The organism is Terriglobia bacterium, assembly GCA_020072565.1.
Taxonomy (GTDB): domain Bacteria; phylum Acidobacteriota; class UBA6911; order UBA6911; family UBA6911; genus JAFNAG01.
The window spans coordinates 83,971-99,458 of sequence record JAIQGI010000021.1 but is presented as its reverse complement, the minus strand read 5'-3'; the positions used below and the strand labels follow the sequence as shown (position 1 = coordinate 99,458).

Sequence of the window (15,488 nt, the reverse complement as noted above, 5' to 3'; positions counted from 1 at the left end):
TGGCCTTTCCGTCGAGAGGTGCCGTGGGAATAATCGGGCCTAATGGGGCAGGCAAGACTACTCTCTTAAACGTAATGACAGGATTTCTGCGTCCGGACTCTGGTCGGGTGCGCTTCGCTGGTGTAGATGTAACGCGCCTGGCGCCCCACAAGATTGCGGCCTTTGGGATACGACGAACATTTCAGGATGTTCGACTTATTCGTGAAATGAGCGTCAAGGAGAACATGCTCCTGTCAGAATCGGGCTCTGGAAGAAGCGGGGGCCCGGCGGGGGTGCCGTGCTGGGAGAGTGGCGAGTGGGCGGGCGGGGGGCTTAGTGTTCACGAGCGCATTCTGGACCTGGTCGGCTTGGACGGTTTGGGGAGGGCGCGGGCCAGGGATCTTTCATATGGTCAGCAAAAGCTCTTGACATTTGCATCCTGCCTTGCTGGCAATGCTGGGGTGTTATTGCTTGATGAGCCGGTTGCGGGAGTCGATCCTGAGATGAGGGAGCGCATTGTGCGCCTTTTGCTTCGCCTGCGTGAGCTGGGGAAGACGCTGGTATTTATTGAACATGATATCGAGACAGTAAGGCGAGTTGCGGATTCCGTGGTGGTGATGGACGAGGGCAGGGTAATCGCCTCGGGTGCACCAGGAGAGGTGTTGGACCGACCAGATATCGTGGAGACCTACCTTGCCTAGCTCCAACGGACCAGTTCTTGATGTGCGTGACCTCGTTTGCGGCTATGGGGGAAAGGAGGTGCTGCATGGCGTGTCGGTCGGCCTTGCGGCCTCGGAAGTCGTCGCCATTGTGGGCCACAATGGGGCGGGCAAGTCGACGTTGTTAAAAGCGATTTTTGGTTTGATTCCGGCAAACAACGGTAGCCTATTCATCCTGGGCCAGCAGGGGCGCGGGTTCAGCCCCAGGGAGCTTCTGCGTCTTGGGTGTGTATATGTTCCTCAGGGCGGCAGGGTGTTTACAGGTTTAACTGTGCGCGAGAACTTGGAGCTTGCTGCTATCACGATACGTGATGGAAGGCGAATGCACGAGGCGATTGAGAGCGTGGTTAGTTCATTTCCGGTGATCGGTGCCCGGGCGGACCAGAGAGCCGGCACTTTGTCTGGCGGCGAGAAGCAGATGCTGGCTCTTGGAATGGCGTTGGTCCTGTCTCCGCGGGTACTGCTCTTGGACGAGCCCTCTTTGGGATTGTCACCGCCAGCTGCGAGCGAGGCGATTAGAAAAATCCAGTCGTTAAGTCGCTCGTTGGGCACCGCCGTATTGATAGTCGAGCAGAAGGTCCGCGAAGTGCTGGCTATCGCATCACGCGCATACGTTATCCGTTGCGGCGAGGTGACTTATTCAGGACTGGCGTCCGAACTTGTAAGGAATGCTGAGCGACTACGCTCCGTATTCTGGTAGGGGAAGCACAGCGACATACCGTTTGCGGGACGAGACGGCCCTCGTGGGCTGGTCTTTCGGGTCCATTTGGGAAAGTCTTTGAACCAAGAGGTCGCGGTTCCGCTTATCGGCAGGCTGCGAGTACTGCTTCCATTCAGCGCTTTTCCGGCCAATTTCGCTTGCCTCTGAGTATGGGGTGAACAGCTGAATGATCTCTTCTGGGGACTTCTTGGAGCGTTTGGCGCGCGCCAAATTGTTACGCAGATCGATCTACATGGACGAATGGGCCAACCCGAGGAAATTGCGGCCGCGATGCGCCGCGTTTAAAAACACGCGCGCAAAAGAGTCAATTGGATGCTTTTTTGCTTTGATCTAACGAAACCGCGATAGAATCTGCTTGGAGCACCGCATGCAATTTTATCAGAGCCTTAACTTCCATTGTATTTGCAAGAAGGGTGCCACCGGCGATTTGACCTGATGAGACCGCGAATTGTACAGCTATATTGTGATTGCAATCTATTATAAAATCAACAATCGTATTCATAAGAATTGCATCTTGCGCCTTTTTTAGATCGTAAAGAAACAACTCCAGACTAGGCGAGTTCTTACAAAAGGCGTACTGGCGCATCGCCTCAACATTGGATTCACATCTTTGTTCTTCCGATTCATAGATAAATATACGCCGTATTTTCCCCCCGTGCTCAAGAAACCTCTTGTTCAACTCATACAGATCGCAATTCCACGAAGAGGTCCTTATCATACTTGTTGCAAGTATAATGTTGTTCCTTGCTCGTGACGTGCGAAAGAACGATGTGTACAAATTGATGCTCTCAAGATGACCTTTAATACTTGCCCTGCCATCTTCACAGAGCGCTTGATACTGATCCCTCATCACTGTGAGCAATTCTTTTGCTATCTGACAGTATTGTCTAGGCCCCTTTGGCGTAACCGAAAACACTTCATTAACCATCTGGTCCTGCGATCGAACGCGCAGAGTTTCCGTTATATAGACAACTCGCACTAGCCAAGGGGTGAGAGTTGCAAGTAAAATGAACGTCAATGACGATAGTTGCGAGAGTCCGTCGGGGGTCAGGAGGATTACTCGAGTCACGGAGAGTACAAAGGACAAGAGAGAAGCGAATAGGGTGAGCCAAAACCACAGGTTTTTTTTCATTGGACACCTCGGGTACAATGAGTGAGATCGATATATTGCGGCTTAGTCTTGGAAAGCGAAAACGGAGCATAGCCGCGGAAGCGCATGACCGACAACTTATATATCATAGAAGAAGCTCCCTGGGTCTTGTTGTTTTCCCTTTGAGTTTTTCAGACGCAAGTAACGGCTGATCATTCGTTCGTCCAGCGCGCGATCCGCAGGAGATGACTCAGTTCACCCTCAAGGAGATGTTTCTCGAGGAAGCCGAGAGTCATTGTTTTTGGGTAGTAAGCCCAAGGCTCCGTGTATTTGTCTTTTGGCCGGGAGAGCGCCCGGCGAATCACGCTCTCCAGCTCGCTGACTGAACTGGCTTCCCGCCCCAGCTGCATCCACTTTTGCGTGTCCTCGAAACCATCTTTGATGCGCTGACCAAGCTTAACAAAAGATCTCCGACTGATATAGTTGTCCACATCGGGCAGTGCAGCAAGTAGCCGACGTAGATCTGCGCGGGGACAATATTTTCCGAGCCTATAATAAACAATCTCCAAGATGCGCCCGCGCTGCGTCGAAAATATGTTGTGGCCTTCTTCCGTGCCGTCATCCTCGAGCTCACTGACTTCGCGGTTCGCGTTTTCCAGCAATTGCTGCCACTCTATCATGGGGTTGATAAACTCGAAGAAAAATCCGGTCCAGTCATAAAATACTTCACTGACAACCCTGCTGATTCGGCTGTCAAGAGCGAGTTCCAACGTTGGAGTTGCCGGCGACGGCACACACGGAAACGCTATGACTAAGCGTTCCGGTATCATCGCCTGCGCTCGTGTGAGAATAGTAGTCCATGTCATCAACTGGACTCCTCTGAACTGATGCTGGACGAACCTGAACGCATGGTCGTCTTTTGGTGAGGTGCCACCGACCAGGGTACCTTTTGGCAAATAGAGGCAAAGCCCATGGTCTCTCTCCAATTGCTCTCTGTATTCATGGGAGTACATCAGGTACAACTCCAATTGCCCCATAGCGTGTGTCAGCTGGCTCGAGGGGCGGGGCGGGGACGACGGCGACCATCGGCTTACTCCAAGGTCCGATTGTCCGCGCAGCAAGGGCATACTGACTTTTTTCAATTCGATCACATCGTAAGCTTCCGATCCCACCTCGCGATACAGCAAGTCCGGAGTCCAGAGTTTTTCGGATTCACCGGGTAGTCGAAAGGTTGTCTTGGGGAATATCCCTTCGGGGCTGCTGTTGACGACCTGCGGGTACCGCCGAAGCCATTGTTCCAGATCGACTTCCGGCGTGGTGGGGTCCGATAACAGATGTCGAAGTAGTTCTACACCCTCAGCTGGAATGGTCTTTGGGAGTGCAAACGCATGAATCCAAGGCATTTGACCCGCCCTTGGCTATCTTCCCACCTGATGCCTCTGCTCTTGCGCAAGCAGATGTGCTGTCGCATAGCCTGTTTATGCGAGCTTTGTCAAGCAAGCACAGAATCCAACCTCCGTATGCGACTGAGCGCGCTCCGGATATTGTACCTGTTCTTCGCTGGAATTTCATTGACGAGGATCCCGCGAATCCTGCTGGCCCGCACGCCAAAAGCATCTGAGTTCATTTCGGTCCGACTTCCGATTCAACAGGCAATGATGTAATTGCGCCGAAAGGGAGCGGCTCCTAGAATTTAACAGAATCAGACTCGCTCTAGTTATTGGTAACGACGGACGTCCGGAATTTCGTGGGTTTTCACTTCAGGACCAGCCGCATATTAGATTGACAACGCACAGACAATGCATTATACTGGCAGTGTGAAGAAACAAAAAACACAAACAAACAACCAGGGGAAATCATGGACGCCAAAACCGAGGTTCTGAAGCAGTATCGCATTCCGTGTTACAGAGTCTCCTTGGTACGTGAAGGCTTCGTTGCTTCTCCGCACCAGAGGTTCAGCAACTCCCGTGAGGTATTCGAAATCATGCGGCCGCTCACGCGAGAATTTGATCGTGAGCACTTCATCGTTCTCATGCTCGATTCGAAAAATAAGCTGATCGGCATGAACACCGTATCTGTCGGCTCGATAAGCACCTCGGTCGTGCACCCCAGGGAGGCAGCCAAACCTGCTGTGGTGCACAATGCAGCGGCGGTCATCGGAATCCACAACCATCCGAGTGGGGACGCCGCTCCCTCCACGGAAGATAGACAGTGCACCGAAAGGCTTGCGAAGGCATTCAAGCTGCTGGGCATCCGGCTCTTGGATCACATCATCATCGGAGAGTCTGACTATTTCAGCTTCGCTGATGCGGGGCTGCTCGGGCAGATGGAGGGACTGCAATGAGGATGAAGATCGAGGTTGAAATGGAAAATGCCGCATTTACGGAGGATGGTCCGGGAGCCGAGAGGCACGAGGCGGCCCGGATTCTCCGGGACCTTGCTAACCGGATCGAATGTAACCCGCATTTCTCGCCGGGCCACAGCCAGGCGTTGCGCGACATCAACGGAAACAAGGTGGGACACATGGCGATCTGGGGAGCCTGACTCGCATCGCCATTCGAATTGGCGACCCCGGCACACGCGCAAATAATGAGGCCCAAAAGATGATGACCAGAATCGACGTGGAAATTGACAAGCATGAGATCGCGATAGAGGCCGGGCAGCTTCCGGCATATTGCCCCTTCTGCAAGGACACAGACTATGAATGGGTACGATGCGAAGAGTGTGGGATCCGTATGTGCGAGTACTGCATAGTCGCTCTCGACAGTAAAGGCCACCTGTGCCCGGACTGTGCCAGGAAGTCAGGCTGCGAGGAATGCGGCATCGTGGGTGGCGATCACGCGCCGAGTTGTGTTTCTTTAGGACATGCGTGCATTGACAATGCATTGATTACATAGGAGGTGCTGCCATGGTCTGCGAATTGAAAACCTGTATGTGGTGCGGGCTGTCAGATTCTGGGCACCAGCCCGACTGTCCGTATGACCGCAGCTGGGAAGACCGGACGTTCTATCAGGATTTCCGGGTATCCGATCTTCGCAAGATTTTCGAGAAGCTGGCGGACCCGCAGGACTGGAAGGGCCCGATCGCAGCAACGATGCCGGGCGAGGCGGTGATGGGCGCCTGTGCCGCAATCGAGTATTTCACGGCGACGGTTCCCTGGGTTCGCCTGGACACTCGGACGATGACCTATGTGGTTACGAGCGAAGGCTACCGAATGGGGCCGGCTGGAGATCACTAAGACCGGAGCAAGCATGCAAGTGCAGTTGATTTCGTGGAACCGGAAGAAGCAGCGGTCAATGGCGCACATGATCGGGACCGGCGACGCGAAAACGCTTTGCGACAACATACCTGGAACCGGGACCGCACCAGCCAGCTTGAATGAAGATCCGCTCTGCCGCTGTTGCGTGATGAAGGCTCACAAGTTGGGAATCCCGACGGAATTTATGAGGAATCTGCCGGCGCCGCCGACACCGAAACTGTTGAAGTCGCCCGGCAAGAAGAAACCGTTTCTGCCCAATCCTTACAAGAACATCCTGTGCGCGATTCAGTATCTCGGCGGCATCAATCCACGCAAGCTCCGCAGGGCGGGCTGGTGGACGGAATTCCATGAGTTTCTGTCGGCCAGCATCCGCCGTCGCATTTTCCGGCACGCCAGCACGAACAGTGTTGATTCGATCGCCACGGAACTTGCCGGATACGGCTACCCGGTGCAGGACGCCGACAGCCTGCTCGAGTACCTGAAGGACCAGAAGAAGGTCAACTGGTCTCAAGAGCCGCAAGAAGTACACATTAGGAATGAAGACTACCTGGAACTGCGCATCAACGAACTGCTGAAGGAAAACGAGACGCTCCGGCAGCAAATCGAGAACCTGACCCGGGCAGAAGGATGTTTCGACCCGGTAGAAATGGAGGAGCCATTTTGAAACTCGACGAATTGGCAAAGGATATGACCGAAGCACAGAACCGGCAGCGCGAAACGGTACGCAACGAGGTCATCAACCGGGTGCTCCGTGCGCCCGAAACCCCAAACCAGAGCAAACGAACCATGCTTGGCTTGGATCGAAAGCGGCGGCTGCAAAAATCGGCGCCGATGTTTGAAAACAGAGGGCTTTTCTAGGGGAGGCGTCATGTCATTACCAGCGGATGAATTCCAATCCTTTGCCAGAGCGGTGGCAGCAGAACTGGGCTGGACGTACTGCGATCGGGAATCGGACAGACGGGATAGCGCGGATATCCAAGGGCCGGACGGGATGAAGCTTTACCTGAACAACGGTTATTGGGATCACAGCCGGATCACGATCATCGGGAGCAGGCCCCAACAGAATAATGGCAATCATTTCAGCGTCAGCTGGCCTGATAACCTGAGGATCACGGTCGCGCCTACTCGACCAGCCAAGGCGGTGGCCAAGGAGATCGAGCGCAGGCTGCTTCCCCAATATCGGGAGGCTTTCCAAAAGGCCGCCGAAGACATTGCCGAGCGTCAGCGACAACGGACGGAGGCAGAGCGCATCGCCAGCAAACTCGCCGACATCCTCGGCTGCCGGGTCTCACAAAACAATGGAGCCGGCTCCGATTTCCAGATTCATCCGCGCAATCTGAGCAATGGGTACGCAGACATCAAAATCAGCGAGTACTCCAATGAGGTGGAAATTAGCCTGCGCTGGATTTCCTCGGAGCTTGCGGAACGCGTTTGCGCTGTCCTTATAGAAGAGGAGCGCCACGAATCAGCAGCGGTCTAAAAAAGGTGTGCGATTGGGCGCCTGGCTTCCGCGAGCTCCGATGCAAATCGAAGCCGACCGCGCGGGCGCATCCAACTGAGAAATTCAAACGCTCACGAGCATGAACAGATGATGCTCAGCCCTGACCGCATGAGATTCATGGATTTCAGGGGAGGTGGAAGGATGAATACAGCTAAAGCCGAGCGAGTCGTGAAATGGGAGGCCGAACTGGCCAAGATCGAGGACCAGATTCGGAGGAACATCCGCTGGGGGGAGGCGCGGCGCTTTGCTGCGCAGACCTGTTGGAACAGGCACATGCGACGCCACTGGCTGATCGAGCATATCAACGTCGCGAAATCGCATGAATGAAAATTTGAAAACGCCGCAGCAACAGAACGCCAGTTCTCGACGGCGCCGCCTGCAGCATGTATGTCGTATTTGACGGCACCATAGCCAGGTTAATCCCGTCGCCGTCAAAACGGGAAGGACGCCTCCACTGTTGTTCAGACGCCGATTCTTTGTCAAATTCCAATCTCACATTCTGTTTTTCATTGACAGTTGCTCGCCAGGGCTTTAAGGTGTGCTTACGACCGTCTACAGGAGTGAGCCATGACGCAACCTAAATCCGAAGTATTGCAGGGCACTCTCGACCTCCTCGTACTCAAGACCTTGGAAACCATAGGACCGATGCACGGCTGGGGCATATCGCGTCGCATTCAGCAGGTGTCCGACGATGCCCTTCAACTGACCCAGGGCACCATTTATCCCGCACTACTGCGCCTTGAACAACGCGGCTGGATCGCGGCGGAGTGGGGAATATCCGACCAGAACCGCAAGGCGCGGTTCTATTCCATCACCAAGGCGGGGCGCAAACAGCTCCGCGCGGAAACGGAGAGCTGGGAGCGCATGATGGCAATCATCAACAGGGTACTTGAGGGCGCGTAGGGAGGCGGCGATGCTGGCATCCATTCGAGCGTTCCTGTGGCGGGTTATTCATCTCAATCGCCGGACCAAATCAGAGGCTACTCTTGCGAACGAGCTGGAGTTTCATCTGCAGATGGAGGTCGAAAAAAATCTGCGTCAGGGCATGAGTCCCGAAGAAGCCAGGCGGCAAGCGCTTATCGCTTTGGGTGGCTTGGAGCAAACGAAGGAGGAATATCGCGACACCCGCCGAATCCGCTTACTGGATGAACTCCAACAGGATCTGCGTTACACAGTCCGCATATTGCGAAGAAATCCGAGCTTCACGATAGTGGCTATCATCACGCTGGCGTTGGGAATTGGAGCCAACACCGCAATTTTCAGTGTGGTCAATGCAGTTATTTTGCGGCCGCTGCCTTATAAAGATCCCGGCTCACTCGTCATGATTTGGCAGAAGGACATCCGGCGCGGCACGAATCAGCGGGTTTCCTATTTCAACTTCTCCGATTGGCGGGCGGCAAGATCGAACTTTGAGGATATCGCTGCCTACAGTTCCGGAGGTTTCGTCTTCGACCAGTCGGGCACCAAAGAGATCATTCCGGGAGCCACCGTCTCGGGCACCTTTTTCACGACGCTTGGTATCAATGCCGCCCTTGGTAGAACCATCCTTGCTTCAGACGAGCAAAATGGCGCGGCACCCGTGGCTGTCATCAGCGATCAATTTTGGAGGGATCGCTTCGGATCGGATCCTTCCGTCGTCGGACGCGGACTCCAACTGAACGGGAAGAGCTATACAGTGGCAGGCGTTTTGTCGCCTGATTTTAGGCCAGTACTCCCTGGGCTTACACGGCCGGAGTATGCATTTCAGCAACCTCAACTTTGGGTTCCAATAGCTCCAGAGATGAGATCGCTCAGCAACGCAGCCAGCTGGCTGCAGGTAGTCGCGCGAATAATGCCTGGAGTGCCTTTCGACCGGGCTTACACTGAAATGGTTTTGATCGCGAGCCGGCTGGCACAGGAAAATCGCGGGCCCGTCGGAGTAGCGAAATCAGGCGTCACGGTTGTGCCGCTGCGGGAAGAAATCGTCGGTAATATTGAGGGCCCGATGAAGCTATTGCTTGGAGCAGTCGGGCTTGTGCTCTTAATCACCTGCGCCAACGTCGCAAATCTGTTTTTCGCCCGGGCGCTTGGTCGAGAAAGGGAATTTGCAGTCCGAGCCGTGGTCGGCGCCGGCCGCATGCGTCTTCTGAAGCAGCAGTTGACTGAAAGCGGAGTTCTTGCCCTGGTTGCCGGCGTGCTCAGCTTCCTGGCAGTGAGGTGGGGCATCGACCTGATTGTCGCCGCATGTCCGGAAACGATTCCGCGCGTCCTCGAAGTCAATGTTGATTTCCGAGTATTCGCGTTCGCCATGGGCTTATCCATTTTGACAAGTGTTCTTTTCGGGCTCGCTCCCGCGCTGCGCGCCTGGCGGCTCGATCTCAATTCGACCTTGAAGTGGGCACATGGGAATAGAGGAAAACCGCATAGCCGATACCGCAATGCGCTCATGATTTCCGAGATAGCCCTGGCGCTCGTCCTAGCGACTGGGGCCGGCCTGTTGATCAACAGTTTCGTGAGGCTAATAAGCGTTGATCCGGGATTTCAGCGGAAAAACCTGCTCATATTCCAGCTCTCGCTTGGTCAAGGGCCGGAGGGCTCGCCATTGGCTTACGAAGACATCTTGCGCCGCATTAATGCTCTTCCCCAAGTGGTGTCTTCATGCGTAGTCAGCTCGTTGCCGTTGACCGGCGTAGCAGGCTCTTCTTCGTTGCGCACGAAGGGTTTGTTAGAACAGGAACCTCCGGCGGGTCTAGGGGATACTATTGAAGACCTTGACGATGCACGCGTGAGCCCAGACTACTTCCGGACCATGGGCCTTGAGATTTTGAAAGGCAGGACGTTTGTAGAATCTGAGCGCGATTGGCCGGCTGAGTTGATTGTGAGCGAGTCGCTTGCTCGCATGCTCTGGCCCGGGGAAAATCCGATCGGCAAGCGGCTCCATTTGGGTCCTCGTTCCCTTCCTTGGGTTCCGGTTGTCGGCGTTGTGCGGGACGTGAGACAGCATGGGTTGCAGCAACCGCCGCGTCTCACCCTTTACCGGCTGCATCGAGGAAGCAGCTACTTTTCACTGATAGTACAAACCCGGTCGGATTCGGCCAGGCTGATCCCGGAAATGCGTAGTCGAATTCTGTCTGTTGACAAAACAGCGCTGATCCAGCGGGTCCAGCGCGTGGAAGATATCCTTTGGGAATCAGTGGATCAACCCCGTTTCTATTCCACCCTGGTTGGGCTCTTTGCAGTGATGGGAACCCTGCTGGCGGCAGTCGGTGTGTATGGGGTGGTCTCATTTTCTGTCGGCCTCAGGACCTGCGAGATAGGGATTCGGGTTGCCCTTGGAGCGCGTCCATCGGAAATCGTCCGGATGATTTTGGCGCAAGTAATGACATCGGCGTTTCTCGGCTTGGCCACCGGCCTGCTGTTATCCCTGGCGTTGACGCGATTCCTTGCGAGCCTTCTTTTTGGTATCGGCCCGCACGACGCACCGACCCTGATCGCTGTTACCATGATAATAGCTTTGGTGACTGCGCTGGCTGGTTTTTTCCCTGCCATGCGCGCCACCAACACGGATCCGATAGCCTCGCTACGGAATGAATGAGGTAGTGCGTTCATACCGTCGCAACTGGACAACACTGAGTCATTTTTGAGCGCGAAGCGGAGAGCAAAGATGCTGGCATCGATTCGTGCTTTTGTGTGGCGTGTGATTCACCTTGCGCGACGTTCAGAATCAGAGTCCTCGTTTGACAAGGAATTGGAATTCCACCTGCAGATGGAGATGGAACAAAACCTTCGTCAGGGGATGAGTCGCGAGGAAGCCCGGCGCCAGGCACTCATTGCCTTGGGTGGCCTAGAGCAGTCGAAGGAAGCATGCCGGGAAACGTGCGCAATCCGATGGGCAGCTGAGTTCAGGCGGGACCTCGGTTACGGCTGGCGCATGATGCGCAAATCGCCTAGGTTCACCGCCATCGCTGTCCTGACCCTGGCGCTCGGCATTGGCGCCAATTCGGCGATTTTTAGCGCGGTATATGGAATCCTCCTGCGGCCGCTGCCTTATCGGGACTCCTCAAGCCTGGTGACGATACGGCGGGAACAGGTGGCTATATATGTAGCCTACGCGGAGCTGAACGCCATCCGGCAGCAATGTAACACGCTGGAGCACATCGCGACCTACGAACTAGGCCGCCTGCCCCTTGGAGCAGGCAAGACGCCGACGCAGGTCTCGGCTGCACACGTTTCCGCCGATTTCTTCCCGCTCGTGGGAACCAGGCCCCTGATCGGAAGGCCCATCCTTGCCGAAGACATTCAGGCCGGGAATGACCACGTGGCGGTCCTGAGCTACCGTCTCTGGATGGACGAGTTCGGCGGCGACCCTGGTATTGTCGGGCGCGACATTTCCGTCAATCATGTGCCGTATTCCGTCCTCGGCGTAATGCCGAGAGAATTCGGCGCCGGCATCTATCTGTCCTATCTGGCCGGGAAATACGACGGGAGTGCCGTCGGCATGTGGGTGCCCCAGGTTTCGTCTCCGGCGGAAGGGTCAAAAGGAGGATACTCGATCATCATTGCGCGGCTCAAAAAGGCTGCGACCCTTGCCCAACTCAATGCTCAGCTCCAACCGCTCTCCGCCCGTTTTGCGGAGTCCTATCCGAAGGCTTATGTCAAACGTGCGGGTCCGGAACTGATGAACCTGTCTGCCAAGAGTCTTGATCTGGGAATCGATCCAAACGTGCGCACCGGCCTGTGGATTCTCGAGGGCGCGGTGGGATTCGTGCTATTGATGGCCTGCGTAAACGTGACTTCGCTGTTGGTGGCGCGGTCATGGACGCGCCAGCGCGAACTAGCAATTCGAAAGGCGCTCGGCGCGTCCCGCCCGCGCATCTTGAGGCAACTCATGGCGGAGAGCCTCCTGCTCGCGCTGGCGGGCGGCGCACTGGGCCTGTTTCTTTCCCTGTGGGGAGTTCGGCTGCTGCGCGCCCTGGCCCCGCCGAATACTCCGCGGGTGGATCTCATCCACCTGAACGGCAGCGTGCTCTGGTTCACAATGGGGATCTCGCTGCTGGTGGCAGTTCTGGTCGGCCTGGCACCGGCCTTACAAGCATCGTCCCGGCGCATGGGAGCCACGCTGAGAGGCGTCCTGGGTGATTCGTTTGCCGGAATTGCGATGAGGCGGCCGTATCGCCTCCGAAGCGCGCTCGTGATCATGGAGGTGCTGCTGGCGGTCATTGTCGTGGTGGGGGGAGCGCTGATGGGGCGCAGCTTCTATCGGCTCATGAGCACGGACATCGGCCTAGACTCGAACCACGTTCTCACCATGAAGGCGAGGTTTCCTGATTTGGCGTGCAGCAGCACGGACGGGGCGACGAAGTGCCGGATGGCGGGCCAGGAGATGCTCCATGAGATCCGATCGCTTCCGGGAGTACAGCGCGCGGCGCTCTCCCTGGGCGGGCCGTTCAGCGGACCTTACGCCACATTTCGCTACCCCGGTTCAGGCCCCGTCGGCCTGTACGTCGAGGGCCGGGAGGGTGATCAACTGCCGGCCAAGCAGGTGATAATCGGCGGTTCCGTTACTCAAGGCTATTTCGCCACCCTCGGAATCCGCCTACTGAAGGGGCGTGATTTTGAACCGGGAGACGAGAGGTCGCAGGTGGCCATCGTTAGCCAGAGTTTTGCCCGCAAATATATTGCCGAGGATCCGCTCGGGAAGCGATTCAGCGTCAGGATGGACAAGGACGGACGGCACCAATGGATGGAAGTCGTCGGTGTCGTAAATGCCGTCCGCAACCGCGCCCTGAAGGAATCGCCGATGCCGGAGTACTACACCCCGTTCGCACCCGAAGGCAGTCAGTGGGACATTATCGTTCAGACATCCGGAAACCCAATGCCCCTGGTCCCGGTGATAACGCGCGTGATTCAGGCTGCGGACAAGGACGCGCCGGTTACTCACATCGAAACCGTGGATCAGATCCTGGCAGATTCCTCGGTGGAGCCGAGATTCCAGACGGCGCTCGTGGGATCGTTTGCCGTCCTGGGATTGATCCTGGCGATCGTCGGCATCTACGGCGTGATCTCCTACTCCGTCGTCCAGCGGACACATGAAATTGGCGTGCGTTTGGCGCTCGGCGCGCAGCGGGCAGACGTCCTCCGCATGATTCTGAGAGAAGGGATGCGGCTCGCCGTTTCCGGCATCGCCATCGGCACGGTTGGCGCTCTCGCCTTGACACGCGTTCTGCGCGGCATGCTCTTCGAAGTCAAGCCGAACGATCCGGCGACGTTTGCAGGAGCGGCGATGTTCTTAACGATCGCCGCCCTTGCTGCGTGCTACCTGCCCGCGCGGCGGGCCACTCGCGTAGATCCCATGCTCGCGTTGCGAAACGAGTAGCCACTTCGCTGTTCCGCCCTGATTGGGATCGGTGGGGGACGGGCTTCGATACGCGCCTTCCCTTGACACCCGCGGTCTCTGCAACGGAGCGCCTTACCTCGTTCGCGTTCCCTGTCGCAGCAACGTGTCGATTCCGGCTTCCATCGCGCGCACGCCAGCGAGACTGAATCCAACGTGCCGCATGATCTCTCGGCCTTGCTGATCCAGCAGTACCGTCGTGGGTGCCCCCCAGAACTTGTACTCGCTCGCCGCCCATCCGCTTGACGCCGCGGTCAGATTCGTGAAGTGGTAGAGTTTTTTAGCCATGAATTCGACGCCATCGGCGTTCGACTCGGGTCTCGTGTTCACGGTGATCATGACGAAACCCCTGCGTCCGTATTTCCTGACCAGTTCTTCGAGGTGTGGGAACTCCACACAACAAGTGTGTCAGCCAGGAAACCAGAAGTCGACCAGAACAACCTTGCCTCGGAGATCCGATAGCTTGACCTGCTCTCGGCTTCCGAGTTTCGACAGGTCGAAATCCTTGAAAGGCTCAGCCTTCGCCACCCGGCGAATCCGGATTTCAGCGTCGATCTGTCTTGCAGACTTGCCCAGCGTCGTCCCGTATTTGACAATGGCTTCCTGATACTCGGGAACGACCTCGCGCTCCAACTCTGCCGCCAGCATCTCGTACGCCTTGGGCACATCGCCGGATACGGCGAGTGCCTGGGCACGAACCAGCGTCAACTGTGTCAGATCCTCAATGGGAAGCGGCGTTCTGACCTTCTCGAGCCGGGCAAGAGCTTCGGCGCCTTTTTTCCCGCGGATGAGGCTCTGCGCATCAACGATGGTCTGCGCGTACTCGTGGATCCGCTGCCAAACCGACTTGAAGTCGCCGCCGGAGATAGTCAGGAGCTCGTCGAACCAGCTCACCGGGGAGCGAGCTCCGGTCGGTTGGGGTTGGTCGGCTGCCGCAAGCATTTCCGTCGCGAATGCCAGTCCCTTTTCTGGCTGCTTTGTGAAATACCAGGCGAACAAATCGGGGTTTTTATAGAATGACGGCGTCCATTGATTGGGGAAATCGCGCCGGAAGTGTTCAACCAGCGCACCCGTCTCGGCCGGGTCTTCGACGTTCATGATCAAATGTTGGAACGCGACAGCACCTTCCTTGGTGCCCGCCGCCCGTTTGAGCAGGCCGTCGTAGTATCGCCGCGCGGCGGTCCGGTCGACCGACCACAACACTCTGGCGTACATGACTTGCAACGGAATGTCGGCCGGCTTGATCTCGAGCGCCTTCTTCGCGTAGGTCAGCGCAAGCGCGTCGTCATATCCGCTGTGGAGATTGACGAGCTCCACGTAGGGCTCGACAATCCTCCGATCCAGTGCTGCCGCCTTCAGCAGCAGTTGTTCCTTCCTGGATGCCTGGGTCCGATCCAGCAGCAGCGCAGCGGCATAGGGATAGACTGCCCGCGCCGGGTTTTCCGTCATCCAGCGGGCGTAGAGACCCCGCAGATCAGCGAGCGCCTTCGCCGCAGCGTCGGGGCGCCGAGCGCGTGGGTCCCCCATAACCGCCTTCGCGAATTTCGCGTGAAGCGCCAGGTTGCCGGCATCGGCTTCGATACTCTTCCGAAACTCGGCCAGCGCCGCCTCGAATTCGCCCTTGTTCCAGAGCGCAATCGCGTTGTCAACGGTCGTCTTCGCGCTTTGTGGAGTGGCAGGCTGGGCCGTTCCAATCTGATGGGCGGCTCCCAGGCTTGCCGCGAGACAAAACAGTGTCATGACGCAGGCAATCATCTGTCGTGCGTAACTCAACATGGTGTCCTCCGAGCAGGAAAAGCCACGCGAAGCCGCCAGTTATTATGGCGAGAACTTTATAAGCATTGCT

At 56.6% G+C, this 15,488-nt stretch carries 16 protein-coding genes; 12 read left to right on the top strand and 4 right to left on the bottom strand.

The features are described from left to right. Positions 1-23: 23 nt before the first annotated feature. Together LAP85_15225 and LAP85_15220 are read left to right on the top strand one after the other, a co-directional pair. The gene (locus LAP85_15225) at positions 24-680 is read left to right on the top strand and encodes an ATP-binding cassette domain-containing protein (GenBank protein ID MBZ5497753.1); all 657 of its coding nucleotides are present in this window, start codon (positions 24-26) and stop codon (positions 678-680) included. Next, on the top strand, positions 673-1,398 hold the full coding sequence (locus tag LAP85_15220) for an ABC transporter ATP-binding protein (GenBank protein ID MBZ5497752.1): 726 nt from the start codon (positions 673-675) through the stop codon (positions 1,396-1,398). Before LAP85_15225 ends, LAP85_15220 begins: the two co-directional genes overlap by 8 nt. A gap of 325 nt (positions 1,399-1,723) precedes the next feature. On the opposite strand, the gene LAP85_15215 is transcribed toward LAP85_15220, so the two are convergent. Then, complete coding sequence (locus tag LAP85_15215; GenBank protein ID MBZ5497751.1) at positions 1,724-2,551, bottom strand: hypothetical protein; 828 nt, start codon at positions 2,549-2,551, stop codon at positions 1,724-1,726. 170 nt (positions 2,552-2,721) lie between these two features. After that, the gene (locus tag LAP85_15210) at positions 2,722-3,912 is read right to left on the bottom strand and encodes a DUF4263 domain-containing protein (protein ID MBZ5497750.1); all 1,191 of its coding nucleotides are present in this window, start codon (positions 3,910-3,912) and stop codon (positions 2,722-2,724) included. 455 nt (positions 3,913-4,367) lie between these two features. On the opposite strand from LAP85_15210, the gene LAP85_15205 reads away from it, so the two are divergent. From LAP85_15205 to LAP85_15160, 10 genes are all read left to right on the top strand, one after another. Beyond that, positions 4,368-4,853, top strand: coding sequence for a JAB domain-containing protein (locus LAP85_15205; GenBank protein ID MBZ5497749.1), 486 nt, complete (start codon positions 4,368-4,370; stop codon positions 4,851-4,853). Continuing rightward, positions 4,850-5,053 (top strand): hypothetical protein, encoded by a 204-nt coding sequence (locus LAP85_15200; GenBank protein ID MBZ5497748.1) that lies wholly within the window; start codon positions 4,850-4,852, stop codon positions 5,051-5,053. The genes LAP85_15205 and LAP85_15200 overlap by 4 nt, the downstream gene beginning before the upstream one ends. A gap of 364 nt (positions 5,054-5,417) precedes the next feature. Continuing rightward, the gene (locus LAP85_15195; GenBank protein ID MBZ5497747.1) at positions 5,418-5,747 is read left to right on the top strand and encodes a hypothetical protein; all 330 of its coding nucleotides are present in this window, start codon (positions 5,418-5,420) and stop codon (positions 5,745-5,747) included. A gap of 13 nt (positions 5,748-5,760) precedes the next feature. Further along, the gene (locus LAP85_15190) at positions 5,761-6,432 is read left to right on the top strand and encodes a hypothetical protein (GenBank protein ID MBZ5497746.1); all 672 of its coding nucleotides are present in this window, start codon (positions 5,761-5,763) and stop codon (positions 6,430-6,432) included. Continuing rightward, positions 6,429-6,626 (top strand): hypothetical protein, encoded by a 198-nt coding sequence (locus LAP85_15185; protein ID MBZ5497745.1) that lies wholly within the window; start codon positions 6,429-6,431, stop codon positions 6,624-6,626. Before LAP85_15190 ends, LAP85_15185 begins: the two co-directional genes overlap by 4 nt. A 10-nt stretch (positions 6,627-6,636) precedes the next feature. Beyond that, positions 6,637-7,248 carry a hypothetical protein gene (locus tag LAP85_15180; GenBank protein MBZ5497744.1) on the top strand — a complete coding sequence of 204 codons (612 nt, stop codon included), beginning with the start codon at positions 6,637-6,639 and terminating at the stop codon, positions 7,246-7,248. A gap of 162 nt (positions 7,249-7,410) precedes the next feature. Next, the gene (locus tag LAP85_15175) at positions 7,411-7,596 is read left to right on the top strand and encodes a hypothetical protein (GenBank protein MBZ5497743.1); all 186 of its coding nucleotides are present in this window, start codon (positions 7,411-7,413) and stop codon (positions 7,594-7,596) included. A 240-nt stretch (positions 7,597-7,836) separates the two neighbouring features. Beyond that, positions 7,837-8,172: a PadR family transcriptional regulator gene (locus LAP85_15170; GenBank protein MBZ5497742.1), complete on the top strand. Its 336-nt coding sequence runs from the start codon at positions 7,837-7,839 to the stop codon at positions 8,170-8,172. A 10-nt stretch (positions 8,173-8,182) separates the two neighbouring features. Beyond that, complete coding sequence (locus LAP85_15165; GenBank protein MBZ5497741.1) at positions 8,183-10,843, top strand: ABC transporter permease; 2,661 nt, start codon at positions 8,183-8,185, stop codon at positions 10,841-10,843. 69 nt (positions 10,844-10,912) lie between these two features. Next, on the top strand, positions 10,913-13,624 hold the full coding sequence (locus LAP85_15160) for an ABC transporter permease (protein ID MBZ5497740.1): 2,712 nt from the start codon (positions 10,913-10,915) through the stop codon (positions 13,622-13,624). Between the two features lie 93 nt (positions 13,625-13,717). Here the strand turns inward: LAP85_15160 and LAP85_15155 are convergent, their stop codons facing one another. Together LAP85_15155 and LAP85_15150 are read right to left on the bottom strand one after the other, a co-directional pair. Continuing rightward, positions 13,718-13,981, bottom strand: coding sequence for a hypothetical protein (locus LAP85_15155; protein MBZ5497739.1), 264 nt, complete (start codon positions 13,979-13,981; stop codon positions 13,718-13,720). A 69-nt stretch (positions 13,982-14,050) separates the two neighbouring features. After that, positions 14,051-15,418, bottom strand: coding sequence for a hypothetical protein (locus LAP85_15150; protein MBZ5497738.1), 1,368 nt, complete (start codon positions 15,416-15,418; stop codon positions 14,051-14,053). Between the last annotated feature and the right edge of the window lie 70 nt (positions 15,419-15,488).